General features: G+C 68.2%; 14 protein-coding genes. 10 read left to right on the top strand and 4 right to left on the bottom strand.

Annotation, left to right across the window (positions count from 1 at the left end; genetic code table 11):
- Nucleotides 1-63 precede the first annotated feature (63 nt).
- Complete coding sequence (locus ICN82_RS07025) at nucleotides 64-1,650, bottom strand: ABC transporter substrate-binding protein (RefSeq protein ID WP_193181144.1); 1,587 nt, start codon at nucleotides 1,648-1,650, stop codon at nucleotides 64-66.
- Between the two features lie 302 nt (nucleotides 1,651-1,952).
- Between ICN82_RS07025 and ICN82_RS07020 the strand changes: the two genes are divergently transcribed.
- Nucleotides 1,953-3,266 (top strand): ArgE/DapE family deacylase, encoded by a 1,314-nt coding sequence (locus tag ICN82_RS07020; protein ID WP_193181142.1) that lies wholly within the window; start codon nucleotides 1,953-1,955, stop codon nucleotides 3,264-3,266.
- Here the strand turns inward: ICN82_RS07020 and ICN82_RS07015 are convergent.
- Nucleotides 3,253-4,053, bottom strand: a complete 801-nt coding sequence (locus ICN82_RS07015; RefSeq protein ID WP_193181140.1) for an IclR family transcriptional regulator — start codon at nucleotides 4,051-4,053, stop codon at nucleotides 3,253-3,255. The genes ICN82_RS07020 and ICN82_RS07015 overlap by 14 nt on opposite strands.
- A 232-nt stretch (nucleotides 4,054-4,285) precedes the next feature.
- Between ICN82_RS07015 and ICN82_RS07010 the strand changes: the two genes are divergently transcribed.
- From ICN82_RS07010 to ICN82_RS06995, 4 genes are all read left to right on the top strand, one after another.
- Nucleotides 4,286-5,710 (top strand): amidase, encoded by a 1,425-nt coding sequence (locus tag ICN82_RS07010; protein ID WP_193181138.1) that lies wholly within the window; start codon nucleotides 4,286-4,288, stop codon nucleotides 5,708-5,710.
- 4 nt (nucleotides 5,711-5,714) lie between these two features.
- Nucleotides 5,715-7,295 carry a gamma-glutamyltransferase gene (locus tag ICN82_RS07005; protein ID WP_193181137.1) on the top strand — a complete coding sequence of 527 codons (1,581 nt, stop codon included), beginning with the start codon at nucleotides 5,715-5,717 and terminating at the stop codon, nucleotides 7,293-7,295.
- Nucleotides 7,292-8,806, top strand: a complete 1,515-nt coding sequence (locus ICN82_RS07000) for an amidase (RefSeq protein ID WP_193181136.1) — start codon at nucleotides 7,292-7,294, stop codon at nucleotides 8,804-8,806. The genes ICN82_RS07005 and ICN82_RS07000 overlap by 4 nt, the downstream gene beginning before the upstream one ends.
- 137 nt (nucleotides 8,807-8,943) lie before the next feature.
- Nucleotides 8,944-10,356, top strand: a complete 1,413-nt coding sequence (locus ICN82_RS06995) for a hypothetical protein (protein ID WP_193181135.1) — start codon at nucleotides 8,944-8,946, stop codon at nucleotides 10,354-10,356.
- A 30-nt stretch (nucleotides 10,357-10,386) separates the two neighbouring features.
- Here the strand turns inward: ICN82_RS06995 and ICN82_RS06990 are convergent, their stop codons facing one another.
- Both ICN82_RS06990 and ICN82_RS06985 read right to left on the bottom strand, forming a co-directional pair.
- Nucleotides 10,387-11,715: an oligogalacturonate lyase family protein gene (locus ICN82_RS06990; protein ID WP_193181134.1), complete on the bottom strand. Its 1,329-nt coding sequence runs from the start codon at nucleotides 11,713-11,715 to the stop codon at nucleotides 10,387-10,389.
- 89 nt (nucleotides 11,716-11,804) lie between these two features.
- Entirely contained in the window at nucleotides 11,805-12,614 is an 810-nt protein-coding gene (locus ICN82_RS06985; protein WP_193181133.1) for an IclR family transcriptional regulator domain-containing protein, read from the bottom strand.
- Nucleotides 12,615-12,819: 205 nt separating this feature from the next.
- Here ICN82_RS06985 and bglB point away from each other — a divergent pair, with 205 nt between their 5' ends.
- From bglB to ICN82_RS06960, 5 genes are all read left to right on the top strand, one after another.
- Nucleotides 12,820-13,944, top strand: a complete 1,125-nt coding sequence (gene bglB / locus ICN82_RS06980; protein WP_226898337.1) for a beta-galactosidase BglB — start codon at nucleotides 12,820-12,822, stop codon at nucleotides 13,942-13,944.
- A gap of 36 nt (nucleotides 13,945-13,980) precedes the next feature.
- The gene (locus ICN82_RS06975) at nucleotides 13,981-14,949 is read left to right on the top strand and encodes a TRAP transporter substrate-binding protein (protein ID WP_193181132.1); all 969 of its coding nucleotides are present in this window, start codon (nucleotides 13,981-13,983) and stop codon (nucleotides 14,947-14,949) included.
- Nucleotides 14,949-15,461: a TRAP transporter small permease gene (locus ICN82_RS06970; protein ID WP_193181131.1), complete on the top strand. Its 513-nt coding sequence runs from the start codon at nucleotides 14,949-14,951 to the stop codon at nucleotides 15,459-15,461. The genes ICN82_RS06975 and ICN82_RS06970 overlap by 1 nt, the downstream gene beginning before the upstream one ends.
- Before the next feature lie 3 nt (nucleotides 15,462-15,464).
- Nucleotides 15,465-16,763 (top strand): TRAP transporter large permease, encoded by a 1,299-nt coding sequence (locus ICN82_RS06965; RefSeq protein WP_193181129.1) that lies wholly within the window; start codon nucleotides 15,465-15,467, stop codon nucleotides 16,761-16,763.
- Between the two features lie 188 nt (nucleotides 16,764-16,951).
- Entirely contained in the window at nucleotides 16,952-17,272 is a 321-nt protein-coding gene (locus ICN82_RS06960) for a DMT family transporter (RefSeq protein WP_193181127.1), read from the top strand.
- The last annotated feature ends 124 nt before the right edge of the window (nucleotides 17,273-17,396 follow it).

The following is a 17,396-nucleotide window of genomic DNA, read 5'->3' as shown; positions in this document are numbered from 1 at the left end:
CGGGGCTCCCTTCTGTCGTGATCCCCGGCCGCGTCTGCGGCCGGGGCTTGGTTCGGTTCGGGCTCAGCCCTCTTTCTCGACGCCCCAGAAGACCGGGAAGGGCGCTTCGGTGATGCCGGTCAGGCTGTCGCTCCAGGCGGAGGGATTGAAGTACTGGCCGAGATGGATGTAGTTGACGTTCTCCATCACCCGCGCCTGGATCTGCTGCGCGGCGGCCTTCTGGTCCTCCAGCTCGGCGGCGGAGGCGAAGTCGTCCAGCAGCCCGTTCATCGTCTCGTCGGTCGGCCAGCCGAACCAGGCATCGTCGCCGCGGCCCGGCAGCATGATATTGGCCAGCGGGTTCGAGACTTCCGGCACGATCCAGTTGGTGAAGAACAGGTTCCAGCCGCCATCGGCCGGGTCGGCCTGGCTGGCGCGGCGGGTGACGAGGGTCTGCCAGTCCATCGGCTGCATGTCGACGGTGAAGCCTGCCTCGCGCAGCGCCTGGGCCGCGACGATCGGCTGGGCGGTCAGCGTGACCACGTCGGTGGGCTGCATCAGCACGACCGGCGTGCCGTCATAGCCCGCCTCTTCCAGCAGCGCCTTGGCCGCCTCGATATCGCCGCCGGAGGTCAGGCTTTCGGACCCGTCGGAGAATTCGAAGGGGGTGTCGCAGCCGAAGATGGCGCCGCAGACCTTGAAGTAGTCGGGATTGCCGATCAGCGCGGTCAGAACGTCCTCCTGGCTCAGCGCCAGCTTGGCGGCCTGGCGGATCTTGGGATCGTCGAAGGGAGGGTGGAGGAAGTTCATCCGTCCGATCGTGACATAGCCCAGCGGCGCCAGGACCTGGTTCTGCAGGCCCGGCATCCCTTCCAGCAGCGGCAGCAGATCGACCGGAACCTGTTCGAGGAAGTCGATCTCGCCGTTCATCAGCGCGTTCAGCGAGGTCTGCGCATCGGGCATCGTCACCCATTCGACGCGGTCGACCTTGACGTCCTTGGCGCCGGCGAACCAGCTTTGCGGACCTTCCGCGGGGACGTAATCCTCGTTCTTCTCGTAGACGACCTTCACGCCGGGCTGGAATTCGTCCTGCACGAACTTGAAGGGACCCGAGCCGATCATCTCGGGGATGGGTTCGTTGGCCGGGGTGCTGGCCAGCCGCTCGGGCATCATGAACAGCGCCAGGCCCGAGGGCTTGGCCATGGCTTCCAGCGTGTAGGGGAAGGGCTCGGTCAGGGTCAGCTCGAAGCTGTTGTCGCCGGTGGCCTCCAGGCTTTCCATGCGGGCCTCGATCATCTGGCCGCCGCCGTCGCGCTGCATCCAGCGTTTCATCGAGGCGATGCAGTCGGCCGGGGTGACCTCGCCGCCATCATGCCATTTCAGCCCGTCGCGCAGGGTGAAGGTATAGCTCAGCCCGTCCTCGGAGACCTCGAAGGAGGCCATCTGCGGCTGCACGACGAAATCCTCGTCCAGCGCGACCAGCGTGTCGAAGATCATGAAGGCGTTGTCGCGGGTGATATGCGCGGTCGTGATCACCGGGTCCAGCACGCGCAGGCCCGAATGCATCACCGCGGTGATGGTCGTCTCGGCGAAGGCGGGAAGGACGGTGGTCATCGTCAGGGCGGTTGCCGCGGCAAGCCCGCTGCGCAGGCCACTCCAAATGGCGGTCATGATCGTACCTCTCTGTTGGCGTCTCGCGGACGCTTCGATGCGCTCCCCGCTGGCCGGGGAAGGTGGCGCCAGAACGGCACGTCGCGGGCCCGGACCCAAGTGAAACCCAGCTTCGAGGTGAAATTTTCTCAAAATGTCTAAAATTTGTGCAGATACCGGCGCGGTCTCGGCCCGGCCATGGCGGCAACGGACGGGCGGGGCCGCATCACGCCCCGCGGCCACCGCGCAAGGGCAGGGCAATTGACCATGGCGGGGCCATCGCCCCAGTGTCACGGCAGCATTCCAGCCGAGGAAGATCCCGCATGACGCTCCATCAGACCCTGCCCGATGACCTGCGCGCCGCCCTGTCTGCCGGGGTGGAGGCGGGATTCGACCGCCAGATCGCCCTGACCCGCGAGATGGTCGGCCACGCGTCGCAGCGCGGGCAGGAAGCGGGGGTGCAGGCCCTGCTTTTCGCCGAACTGGAGGGCCGCGGGCTGGACATGGCCCGGGTCCCCCCGAACCGGCAGGCCCTTGCCGCGCATCCGGGCGCGGGAAAATGGAGCGATGCGCATTCGACGGTGCCGGTGGTGATCGGCACCCATCAGCCGCGCGAGGAAACCGGCAGGTCGCTGATCCTGCAGGGGCATGTCGACGTGGTGCCGACCGGACCCGAGGCGCTGTGGAGCAGCCCGCCCTATGCCGCCGAGATCCGCGACGGGCGCATCTACGGGCGCGGGGCAGGGGACATGAAATCCGGGCTGGCCTGCGCCATCGCCGCGCTGGATGCGCTGCGCGCCTGCGGCTGGCAGCCGGCTGCGCGGGTGCACCTGGCCTCGGTCGTGGAGGAGGAGAGCACCGGCAACGGCGCCATGATGATGCATCTCGCGGGCTATCGCGCCGATGCGGCACTGATCCCCGAACCGACCGGGGAAAGCCTGGTGCGGGCCAATACCGGCGTTATCTGGTTCCGGGTCGAATTTTCCGGAATTCCCTGTCATGTCAGCCGTATGGGCGAAGGCGAGAACGCCATAGACGCGGCCATCCGCACGATCGAGGCCATGCGCGGGCTGGAACGGATCTGGAATGACCGGCGCCACGAGCATCCCTTGTTTGCCGGTCTGGCGAAGCCCGTGAACCTCAATGTCGGGCGGATCGAGGGCGGCGAATGGGCGTCCTCGGTGCCGGCCACGGCGGCGGTGGATTTCCGCATCTCGCTGCTGCCGGGCTGGTCCGCCGCGCAATGCGCTGCCGAGATCGAGCGCCACCTGCGCGATTTCGCCGAGGCCGATCCCTACCTGTCGCAGAACCCGCCCCGCCTGGTCTGGAACGGCTTCATGGCCGAGGGATACGCGCTGGAAGAGGGCAGCGCGGCCGAGACGGTCCTGTCCCGCGCGCATGCGGCGACGACGGGGCAAAGCCTGCCCAGCCATGTCATGCCCGCCTATCTGGATGCCCGGGTGAACGTTCTCTACGAACAGATCCCGGCGCTGAATTACGGTCCCGTCGCGGGCGTCCTGCACGGCATCGACGAATGGGTGGAGATCGCCTCGCTGCGGCGCGTGACGCTGGCCATCGCGCTGTTCATCGCCGAATGGTGCGGCCTGGAACCTGCGGAGGCGCTCAGAACCGGCTGAGCGCCCGCACCGTCTGCATCAGCGCCGGTGCCATGGCGCGCTCGAATTCCTCGGGGGTCCAGTCCGACAGAAGCGCGGTGATCGTGACCCCGCCGACGGGTCGGCCGGATGCATCGGTGACCGCCGCGGCGATGCCGATTTCGCCTGTCAGAAGTTGCTCCATCGCAATGGCATAGCCGCGTTCCCGGGCGATATCGACCTGTTCCATGACCGCAGCGGGATCCGTCAGGGTGCGCGGCGTGTGGCTTTGCGGTTCCGACCGGGCCAGGATTTCCCGCGCCTCTTCCTCGGGCAGGCGCGCCAGCAGCGCCCAGCCGCCCGAGGTGGAACAGACCGGCACGGAAAGGCCGACCATCAGGTCGTGCAGCACCTTGCGCTTGGGCTGAAGCCGCGACACGTAGATCAGCCGCGTGTCGTCCAGCAGCGACATGTCCACGCGTTCGTTCACCGTCGAGCGCAGTTCCAGAAGATAGGGCACGGCGCGCTGGATCAGGCTGTCCAGCCGCATCGCGTCGAAGATGTGGTCATAGATCCGCCGCCCCGGCACGAAGCCGCGGTCATGGCGGTCGCGGGTGATATAGCCCAGCTTGCGCAGCGTGTGCACCAGCCGTTGCGCGGTGGATCGGTCCAGATCGGCGGCGCGGGCGATCTCGGTCAGGCTCAGCGGATGCTCGGCCTGGTGAAAGGCCGACAGCACCGCCGCCGCGCGGCCGACCGCGCGCACGAAGAGCGGGTCGCCCTCTTCGGGGATTTCGGGCGGGCGGCCGCGGGGGACATAGCCGGTCATGCGCCTTGCCCGCGTTTGCGTTTCTTTTCTGCCTTGAATTTCATCACGGGGCCTCCTGGGGGCGCAATCTCGATATTGTATCTGCTTACGCCCTGAGCAAATCGTTTACCGGGCAACGATAATCACTGTACGATGAAAGTGTATCAACAATCAATACAGCGTGCCTGAGTCTCCGCATTCCGGCCCGCTTCGCGGCGCCCCGCGCCGGTTCCGACAGTGACGAGGATCTGCCATGAGCACCACCCCCCAAGCCCTGCATGAGATGTCGGCGACCGACCTGGTCGCCTCCTACCGCGCCGGGACGCTGTCGCCGGTCGAGGTGACCGAGGCGGTCATCGCCCAGGTCGAGCATTGCGAACCGCATATCCACGCCTTCTACCGGTTCGACCCGGAGGGCGCGCGCGAGGCGGCGCGCGCCTCGGAGGCGCGCTGGCGCGCGGGCAGCCCGCTGGAGCGGGACGGGATCAGCATCGACGGCGTGCCCGCCACGCTGAAGGAGAACATCGCCACCAGGGGCACGCCCAGCCCGATCGGCACCGCGGCCACCGACCCGGTGCCTGCCGCCGCCGATGCGCCCCCCGCGGCGCGGATGCGCGAGGCGGGGGCGGTGATCCTGGGCAAGACGACGATGCCGGAATTCGGCGCCATGTCCTCGGGCCTGTCCAGCCTGCATGATCTGACGCGCAACCCCTGGAACCTGGCGATGAACCCGGGCGGCTCCTCCGCCGGGGCGGGGGCCGGGGGCGCGGCGGGCTACGGGCCGCTGCATCTGGGCACGGATATCGGCGGCTCGGTGCGGTTCCCGGCTGCCTGGTGCGGGCTGATGGGGCTGAAGCCCAGCCTCGGCCGGGTCAATATCGATCCGCCCTATATGGGCCGCTGCGCCGGGCCGATGACCCGCACGGTGGAGGATGCCGCGCTGATGATGGCGGTGCTGTCGCGTCCCGATCCCGAAGGGCGCGACTACCGCAACCTGCCGCCCGCCGCGATCGACTGGATGGATCTCGACATGGACCTGACGGGCGTGCGGATCGGGCTTCAGCTTCAGCCCGGCTGCGGCATGGCGGTGGACCCGCAGGTGATCCCCCCGGTCGAGGCGGCGGCGAAGCTGTTCGAGGCGGCGGGCGCCATCGTCGAGCCGCTGGATCCCTGGATGACGCAGGATCTGCTGGCCGGGCTGGACACGTTCTGGCTGGCGCGCGCGGCGAAGGATGTCGCGGCGCTGTCTGAGGCGCAGCGCGCGAAGGTGCTGCCGCTGTTCCTGGAATATGCCGCGCCCGGCGCCTCCCTGACCGGGGCGCAGGTCTTCGACGCCTATTCCGCCACCGTCGAGATCCGCCGCCGCACCATCGCCGCGACGAAGCCCTTCGACTTCGTGCTGGCGCCCCTGTCGCCGCATATCAGCTTCCCGGCGGAATGGGGCTATCCGACCAATGACCCGGCGCGGGGGATGGAGCATATCAGCTATTCCGTCCCCTTCAACATGAGCGAGCAGCCGGTTTCCTCGCTGCCCTGCGGCTATGACACGAACGGCGTGCCGCTGGGGCTGCAGATCGCGGCGCAGCGGTTCGACGACATGGGTGCGCTGAGGATGGCAAGGGCCTATGAGGGGATGCGGGGCGCGATGCGGCCCTTCCCGACGAGCTTCGGAGGCTGAGACCATGGCAGGATCCTTTTCCCGCAGCCAGATCACGCTGAAACCCGGCGCGGTCGCGGTCGAGGGCGGCGTGGTCGCGGCCCAGCATGTGCTGGCTGCCGAGGCCGGGGCGGCCGTCCTGGCGGCCGGGGGCGACGCGGTGGATGCCGCGGTCGCCACCAGCTTCGTGCTCGGCGTGCTCGAACCCTGGATGTCCGGGCCGATGGGCGGCGGCGCGATGATGCTGTGGCGCGAGGACGAGGGCCGCGGCCATGCGCTCAGCTACGGCATGCGCGCGTCGCAGTCGCTCGATGTCGCGCATTATCCCCTGTCGGGGGCGGGCAAGGCCTCGGACCTCTTCCCCTGGGAGTCGGTGGTGGAGGACCGCAACATCGCGGGCGGCAGTTCCGTCGCGGTGCCGGGCACGGTCGCGGGGATCGCGGCCGCGCATGAGCGGTTCGGCCGGATGCCCTGGGCCGAGCTTCTGGCCCCGGCCATCGACCACGCGAAACGCGGCATGGAGATCGACTGGTACGCGGCGCTGGTCATCGCCTCCTCGGCGCAGGACCTGTCGCGCGACCCGGATGCGGCGGCGATGTTCCTCGATGACGGGCAATGGCCGAAAAGCTTCGGCTGGACCGCGCTGGCCGACCGGCGGATCGACCAGTCGGGCATGGCCGCCACGCTCGACCGGCTGGCCAGTGCCGGGGCGCGGGATTTCTACGAGGGCGACATCGCCGCGGCGCTGGTCGCGGATGTCACCGCCAAGGGCGGGTTCCTGACGGCGGCGGACATGGCCGGCTATGCCCCCGAATGGTCAGACCCGCTGGATTTCCCCTATCGCGACGGCCGCATCCTGGCAGTGCCCGGCCTGACCGCCGGGCCGACCCTGGCCGATGCGATGGGCGCCTGGCAGGCGGAATATGCCGCCGCCGATGCCGCCGCCCCGGCCGCCCATGTGGCGCGCACCGGCGCGATCCGTGCCGCCTATGCGCGGCGGCTGGCGGAGATGGGCGATCACGACTCCGCCCGGGCGCCGGGCTGCACAACGCATTTCTCGGTCGTCGACCGGGCGGGCAACATGGTGTCGATGACCCAGACGCTGCTGTCGGTCTTCGGCTCGCGCACGGTGTCGCCCGCCACGGGGCTGCTGCTGAATAACGGCATCATGTGGTTCGATCCGGAACAGGGAAAACCCAATTCTCTGGGCGCGGGCAAGCGCTGCCTGATGAATGTCTGCCCGGTGATCGGCGAGGGGGCGGGCCGCCGCTTTGCCCTCGGTGCGGCGGGCGGGCGCAAGATCATGCCCGCCGTGGCGCAGATCGCGGCGCAGCTCGTGGAGACCGGCGCGACGCTGCAGGAGGCGATGGAGGCGCCGCGGCTGGATGCCTCGGGCGGCGATCCGGTGGTCGCCGATGAGCGCCTGGCCGGGCCGGTGACCGGGGCGCTGTCGGCCCGCTGGCCGGTTGCCACGGCAAAACGCCTGCCCTTTCCCTTCGCTTTCGCCGCCCCGGCGGCGGTGCTGCGCGAGGCCGGGCGCAATTCCGGCACCACCGAAACCCTGTCGCCCTGGGGCGACGCGATCGCGGAAGGAGACACCGCATGACCGGACAGACACCGACCCCCGCCGATCCCGCCGACCTGTCGGCCCTGGAGGCACGGCGCCTGATCGCCCGGCGGCGCCTGTCGCCGGTGGAACTGGCGGAGGCCTGCATCGCCCGGGTCGAGACGCTGGACCATGCCGTCAATGCCATGCCCGCGCGGGATTTCGACCGGCTGCGCGACGGGGCGAAGGCGGCCGAGGCGGCGGTGGCCGCGGGCGGTCCGCTGGGCGCGCTGCATGGCCTGCCGCTGGCGGTGAAGGACATGGAGGACATGGCCGGGCTGCCCACCACCTTCGGATCGCCTGCCTATCGCGACAACCTGCCCGAAGCCGACGGCGCGCCGGTGGCGGAGCTGGCCGCGGCGGGCGCGCTGCCGATGGGCAAGACCAATGTCCCGGAATGGAGCGCGGGGGCCAATTCGCGCAACCTCGTCTATGGCACCACCGCCAATCCCCATGACGTGACGAAGACCTGCGCGGGGTCCTCGGGCGGCTCGGCGGTGGCGCTGGCCTGCGGCTATGCCCCGCTGGCGACCGGCTCGGACATGGGCGGGTCGCTGCGCAACCCGGCGGCGCATTGCGGCGTGGTGGGGTTCCGCCCCAGCCCCGGCGTGGTGCCGGGCGAGGCGCGGGCGACGGCGCTGCTGCCCCTGTCGACCTCCGGCCCGATGGCGCGCAGCGTGGCCGATGCCGGTCTGATGCTGTCGGTGATGTCGCGTCCGGGCCGCGACGATCCCTTCTCCGTCGAGGTCGAGGGCCGGACCGCCTGGGATCCGGCCGGTTTCGCGGCGCTGCCGCGGGTGGACCTGTCGGGGTTGCGGATCGCCGCGACCGAGGATTTCGGCTTTGCCCCCACCGAATCCACCGTCCGCGACCAGTTCCGCAACGCCATGGGCCAGCTGGGCCCGTTCCTGGGACGGGTGGAGGAAACCGCGCCCGACTGCCGCGATGCCGACCGGATCTTCGGCGTGCTGCGCGGCATCTCCTTCCTGGGCATCCATGCCGAGCTCCTGGACCGGGCGCCGCATCATGTCGGCCCGAACGTGCGCGACAACGTGCTGGAGGGGCGCAGCTATTCCGGTGAGGACGTGGCCCGCGCGCTGATCGCGCAGGGCGAGTATCACCGCCGCTGGCAGGCCTTCTTCGGCGACTGGGACATCCTCGTCTCGCCCGCGATCACCGTCAGCCCGCGGCCCTGGCGCGAACTGTATCCCGCGCAGATCGACGGGCAGCCGACCAAGACCTATTTCCACTGGCTGGCGCTGGCCTATGCGACCACCATCGCCGGGCATCCCTCCATCTCGATCCCCTGCGGGCGCGACGCGAAGGGCATGCCCTTCGGGCTGCAGCTCGTCGGTCGGCGCCATGACGACCGGCGGCTTCTGGCGGTGGCCGCCGAGATCGAGGCGGTGATCGCGGGGCTGCCCGACCTGGCGCCGCGCGGGCCGGACCTGGCGATGCTGGCGGCGGCGCCGCCGATCGCCGAGGCCGAGGGGTTCCTCAGCTTCGACTGAGGCGCAGGGCGGGCTCCCGCCCCGCGCATCCCCCCGAGGCTTTCCCCGGGGCGGCTTTTGCGCCATGCAGGGGCAACGCAACGGGGCAGGCGACGGATGACGGGCATGGCAGGGAATGAACCGGGGCAGGGTCCGGCATGGTGAAACCGCTTGCCGCCGGGCCCACGCGGACAGGGGGCGGCCTGCTGGCGCTGGCGCTGGTCTCGGGCATCCTGGGGGAATTCGCCTGCAGCCCGGTCTTCTCGCTGATCTCGGGCGGGGCCGCCCTGGCGGCGGGGGCGGTGTTCTGGCCGGGGATCAGCTGGACCAGCCGCGCCTTCATGGCGATCGCCCTGGCGCTGGTGCTGATCTCGGCGGCCTTCCAGGATGACTGGCGCCCGACGGTGATGACCGCCCTGACCAAGGCGGGGTTCATCGCCGCCTTCTTCACCGCGATCAACGCGATGCGCGCCGCCGCCACCGGGTCTGACCCGATCGTCGCCTGCGGCCGGTTCCTGGCCGGTCAGCCGCCGGGCCGGCGCTATCTGGCGCTGACGCTGGGGGGGCACCTGTTCGGGCTGATCCTGATCTATGGCGGCATCGCGCTCCTGGGGACGCTGGCGACCGAGGCGGCGAACAAGGAACCCGATCCCGAGATCCGCCGCCACCGCATCCGCCGGATGCTGGTCGCGATCCAGCGCGGCTTCGTCTCGACCCTGCCCTGGTCGCCCCTGTCCTTCGCCTCGGCGATCACGCTGAGCATCGTGCCGGGCGCCGACTGGGCGGCGGTGCTGCCCTATACGCTGGCGGGGGTGGCGGTGTTCACCGGCGTGGGCTGGGCGCTGGACACGATCTTCAAGCCTCGCCTCTCGGTGCCGCCGCCCGCGCGCGGCCCGGCCGAGGGCGACTGGCTGCGCCAGCTCAGGCCGCTTCTTCTGCTGCTGGGGCTGCTGGCGGGGCTGACCGCGGTGCTGCACCTGGCGACCGGGGTGCGGATCGTCGGCGTGGTCATGGCCATCGTGCCGGCCATCGCGCTGATCTGGACGGCCTTCCAGGCGCCCGGCGGGCGCGCCGATGCGCGCCATGCCTGGAGCCGCGCCCGGCATTTCGCGCTGTCGGACATGCCGGGGCTGCGCGATCAGACCGTCCTTCTGGTCATGGCGGCCTTCATCGGCACGATGGGCGGGCATCTGGCGGCGCCGGTGATGGCCGCCAGCGGCATCGATCTGGGCGCGATTTCGGCGCCGGTCCTGCTGGTGGCGCTGTTCTGGATCGTGCCGCTGACCGGGCAGATCGGCATGAACCCGATCCTGGCGGTGTCGATGATCGGCCCGATCCTGCCCGCGCCCGAGGCGATCGGCGTCACCCCGGCGGCGATGGTCGTGGCGATCACCAGCGGCTGGGCGCTGTCGGGGGCGACCTCGCCCTTCACCGCCTCGACGCTGCTGGTGGCGGATTTCGGCAAGGTCTCGGCGCGGCGCGTGGGGCTGGTCTGGAACGGGCCCTACACGCTGGTCTGCGGGGCGATCCTGTCGGTCTGGATCGCGGTGCTGGCGGCGACGGGCCTGTAGGGCCCGCCCCGGCGGGGCGGGCGGAGGCGCTCAGGCGCTGCGCCCGGTCTCCACGGCATAGACATGGATGTCGCCGTGCATGTTGGACTTGAAGCTGAGCCAGGCGCCGTCGGCCGAGAACTGGACATTCGGCTCCAGCCGGTAGTCATGGGCGGACATGTCGACGATCTTCTGCGGGATCAGCCGCGCGGGGCGCACCAGGTCCGCCGCATCGGGGGCCGAGACGCCCAGATCCTCGATGATCTCCTCGTCATACAGATAGAGCCACTTGCCGTCGGGGGCCTCGGCGACCATGTCCGGGCCGCCGCCATCGCCGCCCAGCCGGCCGTCGCGGTCGACCATGAAATGCACCGACCAGGCATTGCGGTCCATGTGCCGCCAGATGCGGCTGCCGCTGTCCAGATCGACCGAGGCCAGCCAGAAATCCTCGCCGCGCGGCGTCTGCAGGTCGTACCAGATGCGCTTGCCGTCATAGGAGAAGAATTCGTGCCCGGCGATTTCCATGTTCATGCGGCGCCGGTGGATGCGGCGGTTGTCGCTGCCATCGCTGCGCACCGTCCAGATGCGGTCGACCATGTGCCAGGGACCTTCGTGGCAATACATGATCTGGTCGGGATCGGTGGGCGAGAACTGGATATGGTTCAGCCAGTCCTTGTCCGAACGCACCACCGTGCGGCGTTCGCCGGTCTCCGGGTCGAGGGTGAAGATCTCCATCGGGATGCCCTGGGCGAGGCGCTCGGCCATGCGGACCTCCTTGGCGGCGGCAAAGCTCAGCGGCTTGCCGTCGGGGCCCACGGCATTGTAGCCGCCATCGGTGCCCGCCACCTTGGGCCCGGGCTGCAAATCGAAGGGGCGTTCCTGCCAGACGCCCAGCATCAGGCTGTCATCGGCATTGGACTGGAACAGCGATCCGTCCAGCCGTTCGGCGATCTGGGTGACTTTGCCGTCGGGGATCGAGACGGCGAAGTAATCCAGCCCGCTGACCCCCTTGCCGCCGCCCTCGTCATTCTTGCGATAGACATAGGCGATGTTCTTCTGCCGCGAGACCATCATGCATTCATAGGGCCCCTCGATCAGGGGCTGTGCCTCGAAGCTGGCCATGTCGACGACATCGACGCCGCCGGGGGCGTCATAGACCATGTAGCGCCCGTCGGCGGTGAAGGCATTGTCGTGGAAATAGAGCACATGCGATCCCGGCCGCCGCGACAGGCGGCGCACCAGATGGCCGGAAACCGGGTCGCGGAAACTTTCGGGCGCGGCGGTGTCATCGCCGGAGGCGGCCAGGAAGGGCGTGGGCAGACCGGCGGCGGCAAGCGTTCCGGCCGCACCGGCAAGGCCGAGCAGCATGCGTCTCTTCATCGTTTCCTCCTCTTGAACGATGCAGGGAGATTACGATTTCGGAACTGAGTCGCAATAAAAATGAAACTCTATTTCATAAATGGGCGGAGTCAGGTGACGCCTTCCGCCGAGGCCGGGTCCCAGCCAAGAGTTTCGGAGGCTTCGCGTGTGATTTCCAGCAGCAGCGCGACATAATCGGGCTTCTTCGACTCGTCGAAGCGGAACAGCGGAAAGCTGAGCGAGACCGCCGCGACGGAGCGGCCGCGGTGATCCAGGATCGGCGCCGCCAGGCAGCGCACCCCCGCCTCGGCCTCCTCGATTTCCTCGGCATAGCCCTGGGCGCGGATCTGCGGCAGCCGTGCCCGGAGCGTCGCGGGATCGGTGATGGTGTTCGGCGCGCGCGGGGCGAAATCCATCTGCGACAGGCGGTCCTCGATTTCCACGGGGTCGCGCCAGGCCAGCAGCGCCTTGCCCAGCGAGGTGCAGTACAGCGGATTGCGCATCCCCAGGGGCGTCTGCATCGACAGGGAGAAGGCGGATTCATAGGTGTGGATATAGGCGACGCGCTGGTCGCGGCTGTCCATCACCCCCAGATTGACCGACTCGCCGAAGGCCCGGCTGAGCCGGCCCATGCCGCGATCGGCAACCGACAAAAGCGCCTCCTGCCCCTTCAGCGTGCGCGCGCCCAGCCCGAACAGCTTCAGGGTCAGCCCGTATCGCTCGGTTTCGGGCTCCTGCTCCACATAGCCCAGATCGACCATGGTCTGCAGCAGCCGGTGCGCCGTCGATTTCGAGGTCATCGCGACCTGGGCGATGTCGGCCAGCCCGGCATGGCCGCGCTCTGCCAGCGTTTCCAGCACCGCGAAGACCTTCATCACGGCGGCGACATTTTCGGTTTTCGCAGGGCGTCCGGCGGTCATGGCTGTCCCGATTATTGTGGAATACAGTTTCGAATTTCTTGCAGAGATTTTCTCCCCTGTCCAGACTGACCTTGTAACTAATGGGTTTAGATGGGTTTTCGGCAAAGCAACGGGGCGAAGAATTCGGTTGCAACTTGTGACAGACTATGGTTCCTTGATTTTCGGAACGCCGTTTCATAATTAAAAGGCGTACGGAGGATACCAGATGACGATGCACCCGCTCCTGATGCAGAAGGCCCGCCGCCACAGTCGCGACGAGGTTTCCGGGCTGATCGGGCGGCTGACCGACAACCTGATCAATATCGAGGACACGACCGGGGAATTCCTGCTGCGCCTCGAAGATGGCCGGGTCATCGACACCAAGGGCTGGGCCGGCTGGGAATGGACTCATGGCGTCGGGCTCTACGGGCTCTACCGGTTCTGGGAGCAGACCGGCGACGCGAAGACCATGCAGATCATCCGCGACTGGTTCGATGCGCGGCTGGCCGAGGGCACGCCGACCAAGAACATCAACACCGTCGCGCCCTTCCTGACCCTGGCCAACCTCTATGACCGCGACCGCAACCCCGCCTGGGTGCCCTATCTGGAGACCTGGGCGGACTGGGTGATGTACGAGATGCCCCGCACCGAGGAGGGCGGGCTGCAGCACATCGTCTATAACGACGTGAACCACCAGGAAATGTGGGACGACACGCTGATGATGTCGGTCCTGCCGTTGGCGCGGATCGGCCAGGTGCTGAACCGTCCCGAGTATATCGAGGAAGCCAAGTACCAGTTCCTGGTCCATACCCAGTACCTGGCCGACCGCAAGACCGGCATGTGGTTCCATGGCTGGACCTTCGAGGAGCGGCACAATTTCGCCGGGGCGCTCTGGGCGCGGGGCAACAGCTGGGTGACGATCGCGATCCCCGAGATCATCGAGATGCTGGATCTCAAGGACGGCGATCCGATCCGCAAGCACCTGCTGTCGACGCTGGAGCGTCAGGCGCGGTTCCTCAAGCAGACGCAGGATGCATCCGGGCTGTGGCATACGCTGGTCGACGATCCGTCGAGCTACCTGGAGGCCTCGGCCACGGCCGGTTTCGCCTATGGCCTGATGAAGGCGGTGCGCAAACGCTATCTGCCGGGCGAGTACCTGGCCGTGGCCGAACGCGCCATGGAGGGCGTGATCGCCAATATCGACGCCGATGGCGAGCTGAAGCAGGTCAGCTTCGGCACCGCGATGGGCGAGGACCTGCAATTCTATCGCGACATCGCCCTGACCTCGATGCCCTATGGCCAGGCCATGGCGATCCTCGCGCTGTCGGAATACCTGCGCAGCTATATCTGAGGCGGCGCTCGCAACATCAAAGGGAGGAGATTTCACATGACCCGGACGATCCTGGGCCTGGCCGCCTTGCTGGCCTCGACCGCCATCGCGCAGGCGGACACGCTGCGCTTTGCCTATGCCTCGAACGCCACGCCGACCATCGAGGCGATGGATAAATTCGCCGAGCTGGTCGAGGAGAAGACCGGCGGCGACGTCACCGTGCAGTTCTTCCCCGACGGGCAGCTGGGCGGCGAGCGCGAGCTGGTGGAGATGGTCAAGGGCGGCCTTCTGGACATGACCAAGGTGTCGGGCGGCCTGATGGAAAGCTTCGCGCCGATCTACGGCGTCTTCTCCATGCCCTATCTCTTCGACGACGAGGCGCATTTCTACACCGCCATGGACAAGCCCGAGGTGATGGACCCGGTCTATCAGGCGACGGCCGACCAGGGCTTCGTCGGGCTGACCTACTACAATTCCGGCGCGCGCAGCTTCTATCTGAAGGACGGTCCGGTGAAGACCGTGGAGGACCTCAAGGGCAAGAAGATCCGCGTGATGCAGAGCCCGACCTCCATCGCCATGGTGGAAATGCTGGGCGCCGCGCCGATCGCCATGGGCCAGGCCGAGGTCTATACCTCGATCCAGCAGGACGTGCTGGACGGGGCGGAGAACAACGAATACGCGCTGACCGTCGCGCGCCATGGCGAAGTGGCCAAGTACTACACCTATGACCAGCACAGCCGCATTCCGGATGTCGTCCTGATCTCCACCGCCGCGCTGGACCGGCTGTCCGAGGAAAACCGCGCCGCCGTGGTGGCCGCGGCCGAGGAATCCACCGAATTCCACAAGCAGGTCTGGGGCGAGGCGATCGAGGCCGAGAAGGCCAAGGCCGAGGAAATGGGCGTCGAGTTCTTCGATACCGATGTCGCGCAGTTCCAGGAGGCCGTGGCGCCGATGTACGAGGCGCTGAAATCCGAGCCGGAGAAATACGCGCTGTTCGAGGCGATCCGCGCCGAGGCTGACGACTGATGCGCCAGCTCCGCCGCCTGACCGACGGGATCGTGGGGGCCGCCTGCTGCCTGCTTCTGGCGGCGATGGTGGCGGTACTGGCCTGGCAGGTCTTCAGCCGCTACGTGCTGAACGCGCCTTCCACCTTCTCCGAGGAGATCCTGCGCTTCGGCCTGGTCTGGCTGTCCCTTCTTGGGGCGGCCTATTCCACCGGCCGCGGCACGCATATGGCCGTGACCCTGCTTCGGGACCTGGTGCGCCCGGCGGTTCAGAGGGTCCTGGACCTGCTGGTGCCGCTGGCCTTCCTGGTCTTCGGCATCGGCGTTCTGGGGCTGGGCGGGCTGCGCGCCATGCAGATCGCCAGCGGCCAGACGACGGCGGTGCTGCAGCTGCCGATGGCAGCGGTCTATGCCGCCATCCCGGTCTCGGGACTGTTCATCTCGATCTACAGCCTCCTCAACCTTGCCGACCTCCTGCGCCAGCGGCGCGAGCGTCCGGACGAGGTGGAGGCCGCGCTCAACTGGGGAGACTGACCCTTGGCCGGTACTGCAAGCCTGATCCTCGTCGGCGTCTTCGCCGGTCTGACCGCGCTCGGCCTGCCGCTGGCGCTGGCGCTGACGGCGGCCGCTCTGGCGGCGGTCTCCATCGTGGCGCCGCTGGACATGGCGCTGTTCACCTCCGTGCAGAAGATGTTCGCCGCGCTGGACAGCTTCTCGCTGCTGGCGGTGCCCTTCTTCATCCTCTCGGGGGTGATGATGAATTCGGGCGGCATCGCGCTGCGGCTGGTGAATTTCGCCAAGCTGACGGCGGGGCGCATCCCGGGCTCCCTGGCCCAGACCAACATCGCGGGCAACATGCTGTTCGGCTGCATCTCGGGCTCGGCCATCGCCGCCTCCACCTCGATCGGCGGGGTGATGGTGCCGATGCAGCGCAAGGAAGGCTATGACGCCTCCTTCGCGGCGGCGGTCAACATCGCCTCGGCCCCGACCGGGATGCTGATCCCGCCGACCACGGCCTTCATCATCTATTCGCTGGTCTCGGGCGGCACCTCGGTGGCGGCGCTGTTCCTGGGCGGCGCGGTGGCGGGGATCCTCTGGGGGCTGGTCATCATGACCATCGCCGGGGTCTATGCCTGGCGGCGGGGCTATCCCACCACGCCTTGGGCGGGTGGCCGGGAGGCCATGCGCATCACGCTGGAGGCGATCCCCAGCCTCCTGATGATCGTCATCGTCATCGGCGGCATCATCTTCGGCATCTTCACCGCGGTCGAGGCCTCGGGCATCGCCGTGATCTACACGATGCTGCTGACCTTCGTGATCCACCGGACGCGGCCGGTCTCGGCCTTCCCGGAATTCCTGCTGGAGACGGCGCAGATCACCGGCACGATCATGCTCTTGCTGGCGGCCTCGGCGACGCTCAGCTTCGCCATGGCGCTGACCGGCATCCCGGCGGCGATCTCGGCGCTGATCCTCGGTGTCTCGGAAAACCCGATCGTGATCCTGCTGATCATCAACATCGCGCTCCTTGTGATCGGCTGTTTCATGGATATGGGCCCAGCGATCCTGATCTTCACGCCGATCCTGCTGCCCATTGCGCAGAAGGTGGGCATCGACCCGATCCAGTTCGGCATCGTGATGGTGTTCAACCTGGCCATCGGCACGATCACCCCGCCGGTGGGCACCGGGCTGTTCGTCGGGGCCAGCGTGGCAAAGGTGAAGGTCGAACAGGCCATTCGCGGGCTCGCCCCGTTCTATCTCGCGCTCTTCGCGCTGCTGCTGCTGGTCACCTATGTCCCTGCCCTGACCATGGCCCTGCCCCGCGCATTGGGGTTCTGACCGGCCGCCCTGCCCGCCCGGCCGACATGCCGGGCGGATGCCCGGGGCAAGGCCCTGCCGGGCATGCATGCCGGAATTGCAGGTCCGGCCCTTGTCCCGCGACCGGAACGCCGCCATCTGTCATCGCAGAGGACGACCTCCCCATCCGGGACAAGCTGTCGGGACGGCCCGGCCTGACGGAGAATGTCATGCCCTGGGTCTATCTTCTGCTCGCCGGTCTTCTGGAAATCTGCTGGGCCTTCGCAATGAAGGCATCATACGGGTTTTCCCGCCCCCTCCCCACTGTCGTCATGCTGGTCTGCATGGTCGCGAGCTTCGGCCTGCTATCGGTTGCGATGCGCACGCTTCCGCTGGGAACGGCCTATGCGATCTGGACCGGGATCGGGGCGGTCGGGGCCTTCCTGGTGGGGATCCTGCTGCTTGGCGAAAGCGCCAGCCCGCTGCGCCTCCTGGCGGCCGGGTTGATCGTGGCAGGCCTCGCGCTGATGAAAGTCTCTTCCGCCGCCTGAAGGGTTGGCGGGCAAGGGCCTGGCCGGGACTGGTTCCCGGCCTCTCCCCACGTCACCTGTCTTTTTTTGTGATTTTGGCGAGAATCGCGTTGCGGGGGTTTGGTTGTTTGTCTAGATAGCGCTT

The sequence above is a fragment of the Mangrovicoccus algicola genome, from assembly GCF_014903745.1.
GTDB classification, from domain to species: domain Bacteria; phylum Pseudomonadota; class Alphaproteobacteria; order Rhodobacterales; family Rhodobacteraceae; genus Mangrovicoccus; species Mangrovicoccus algicola.
The sequence above is the reverse complement of the archived record's forward strand: the minus strand, read 5'-3'. Positions and strand labels throughout refer to the sequence as shown.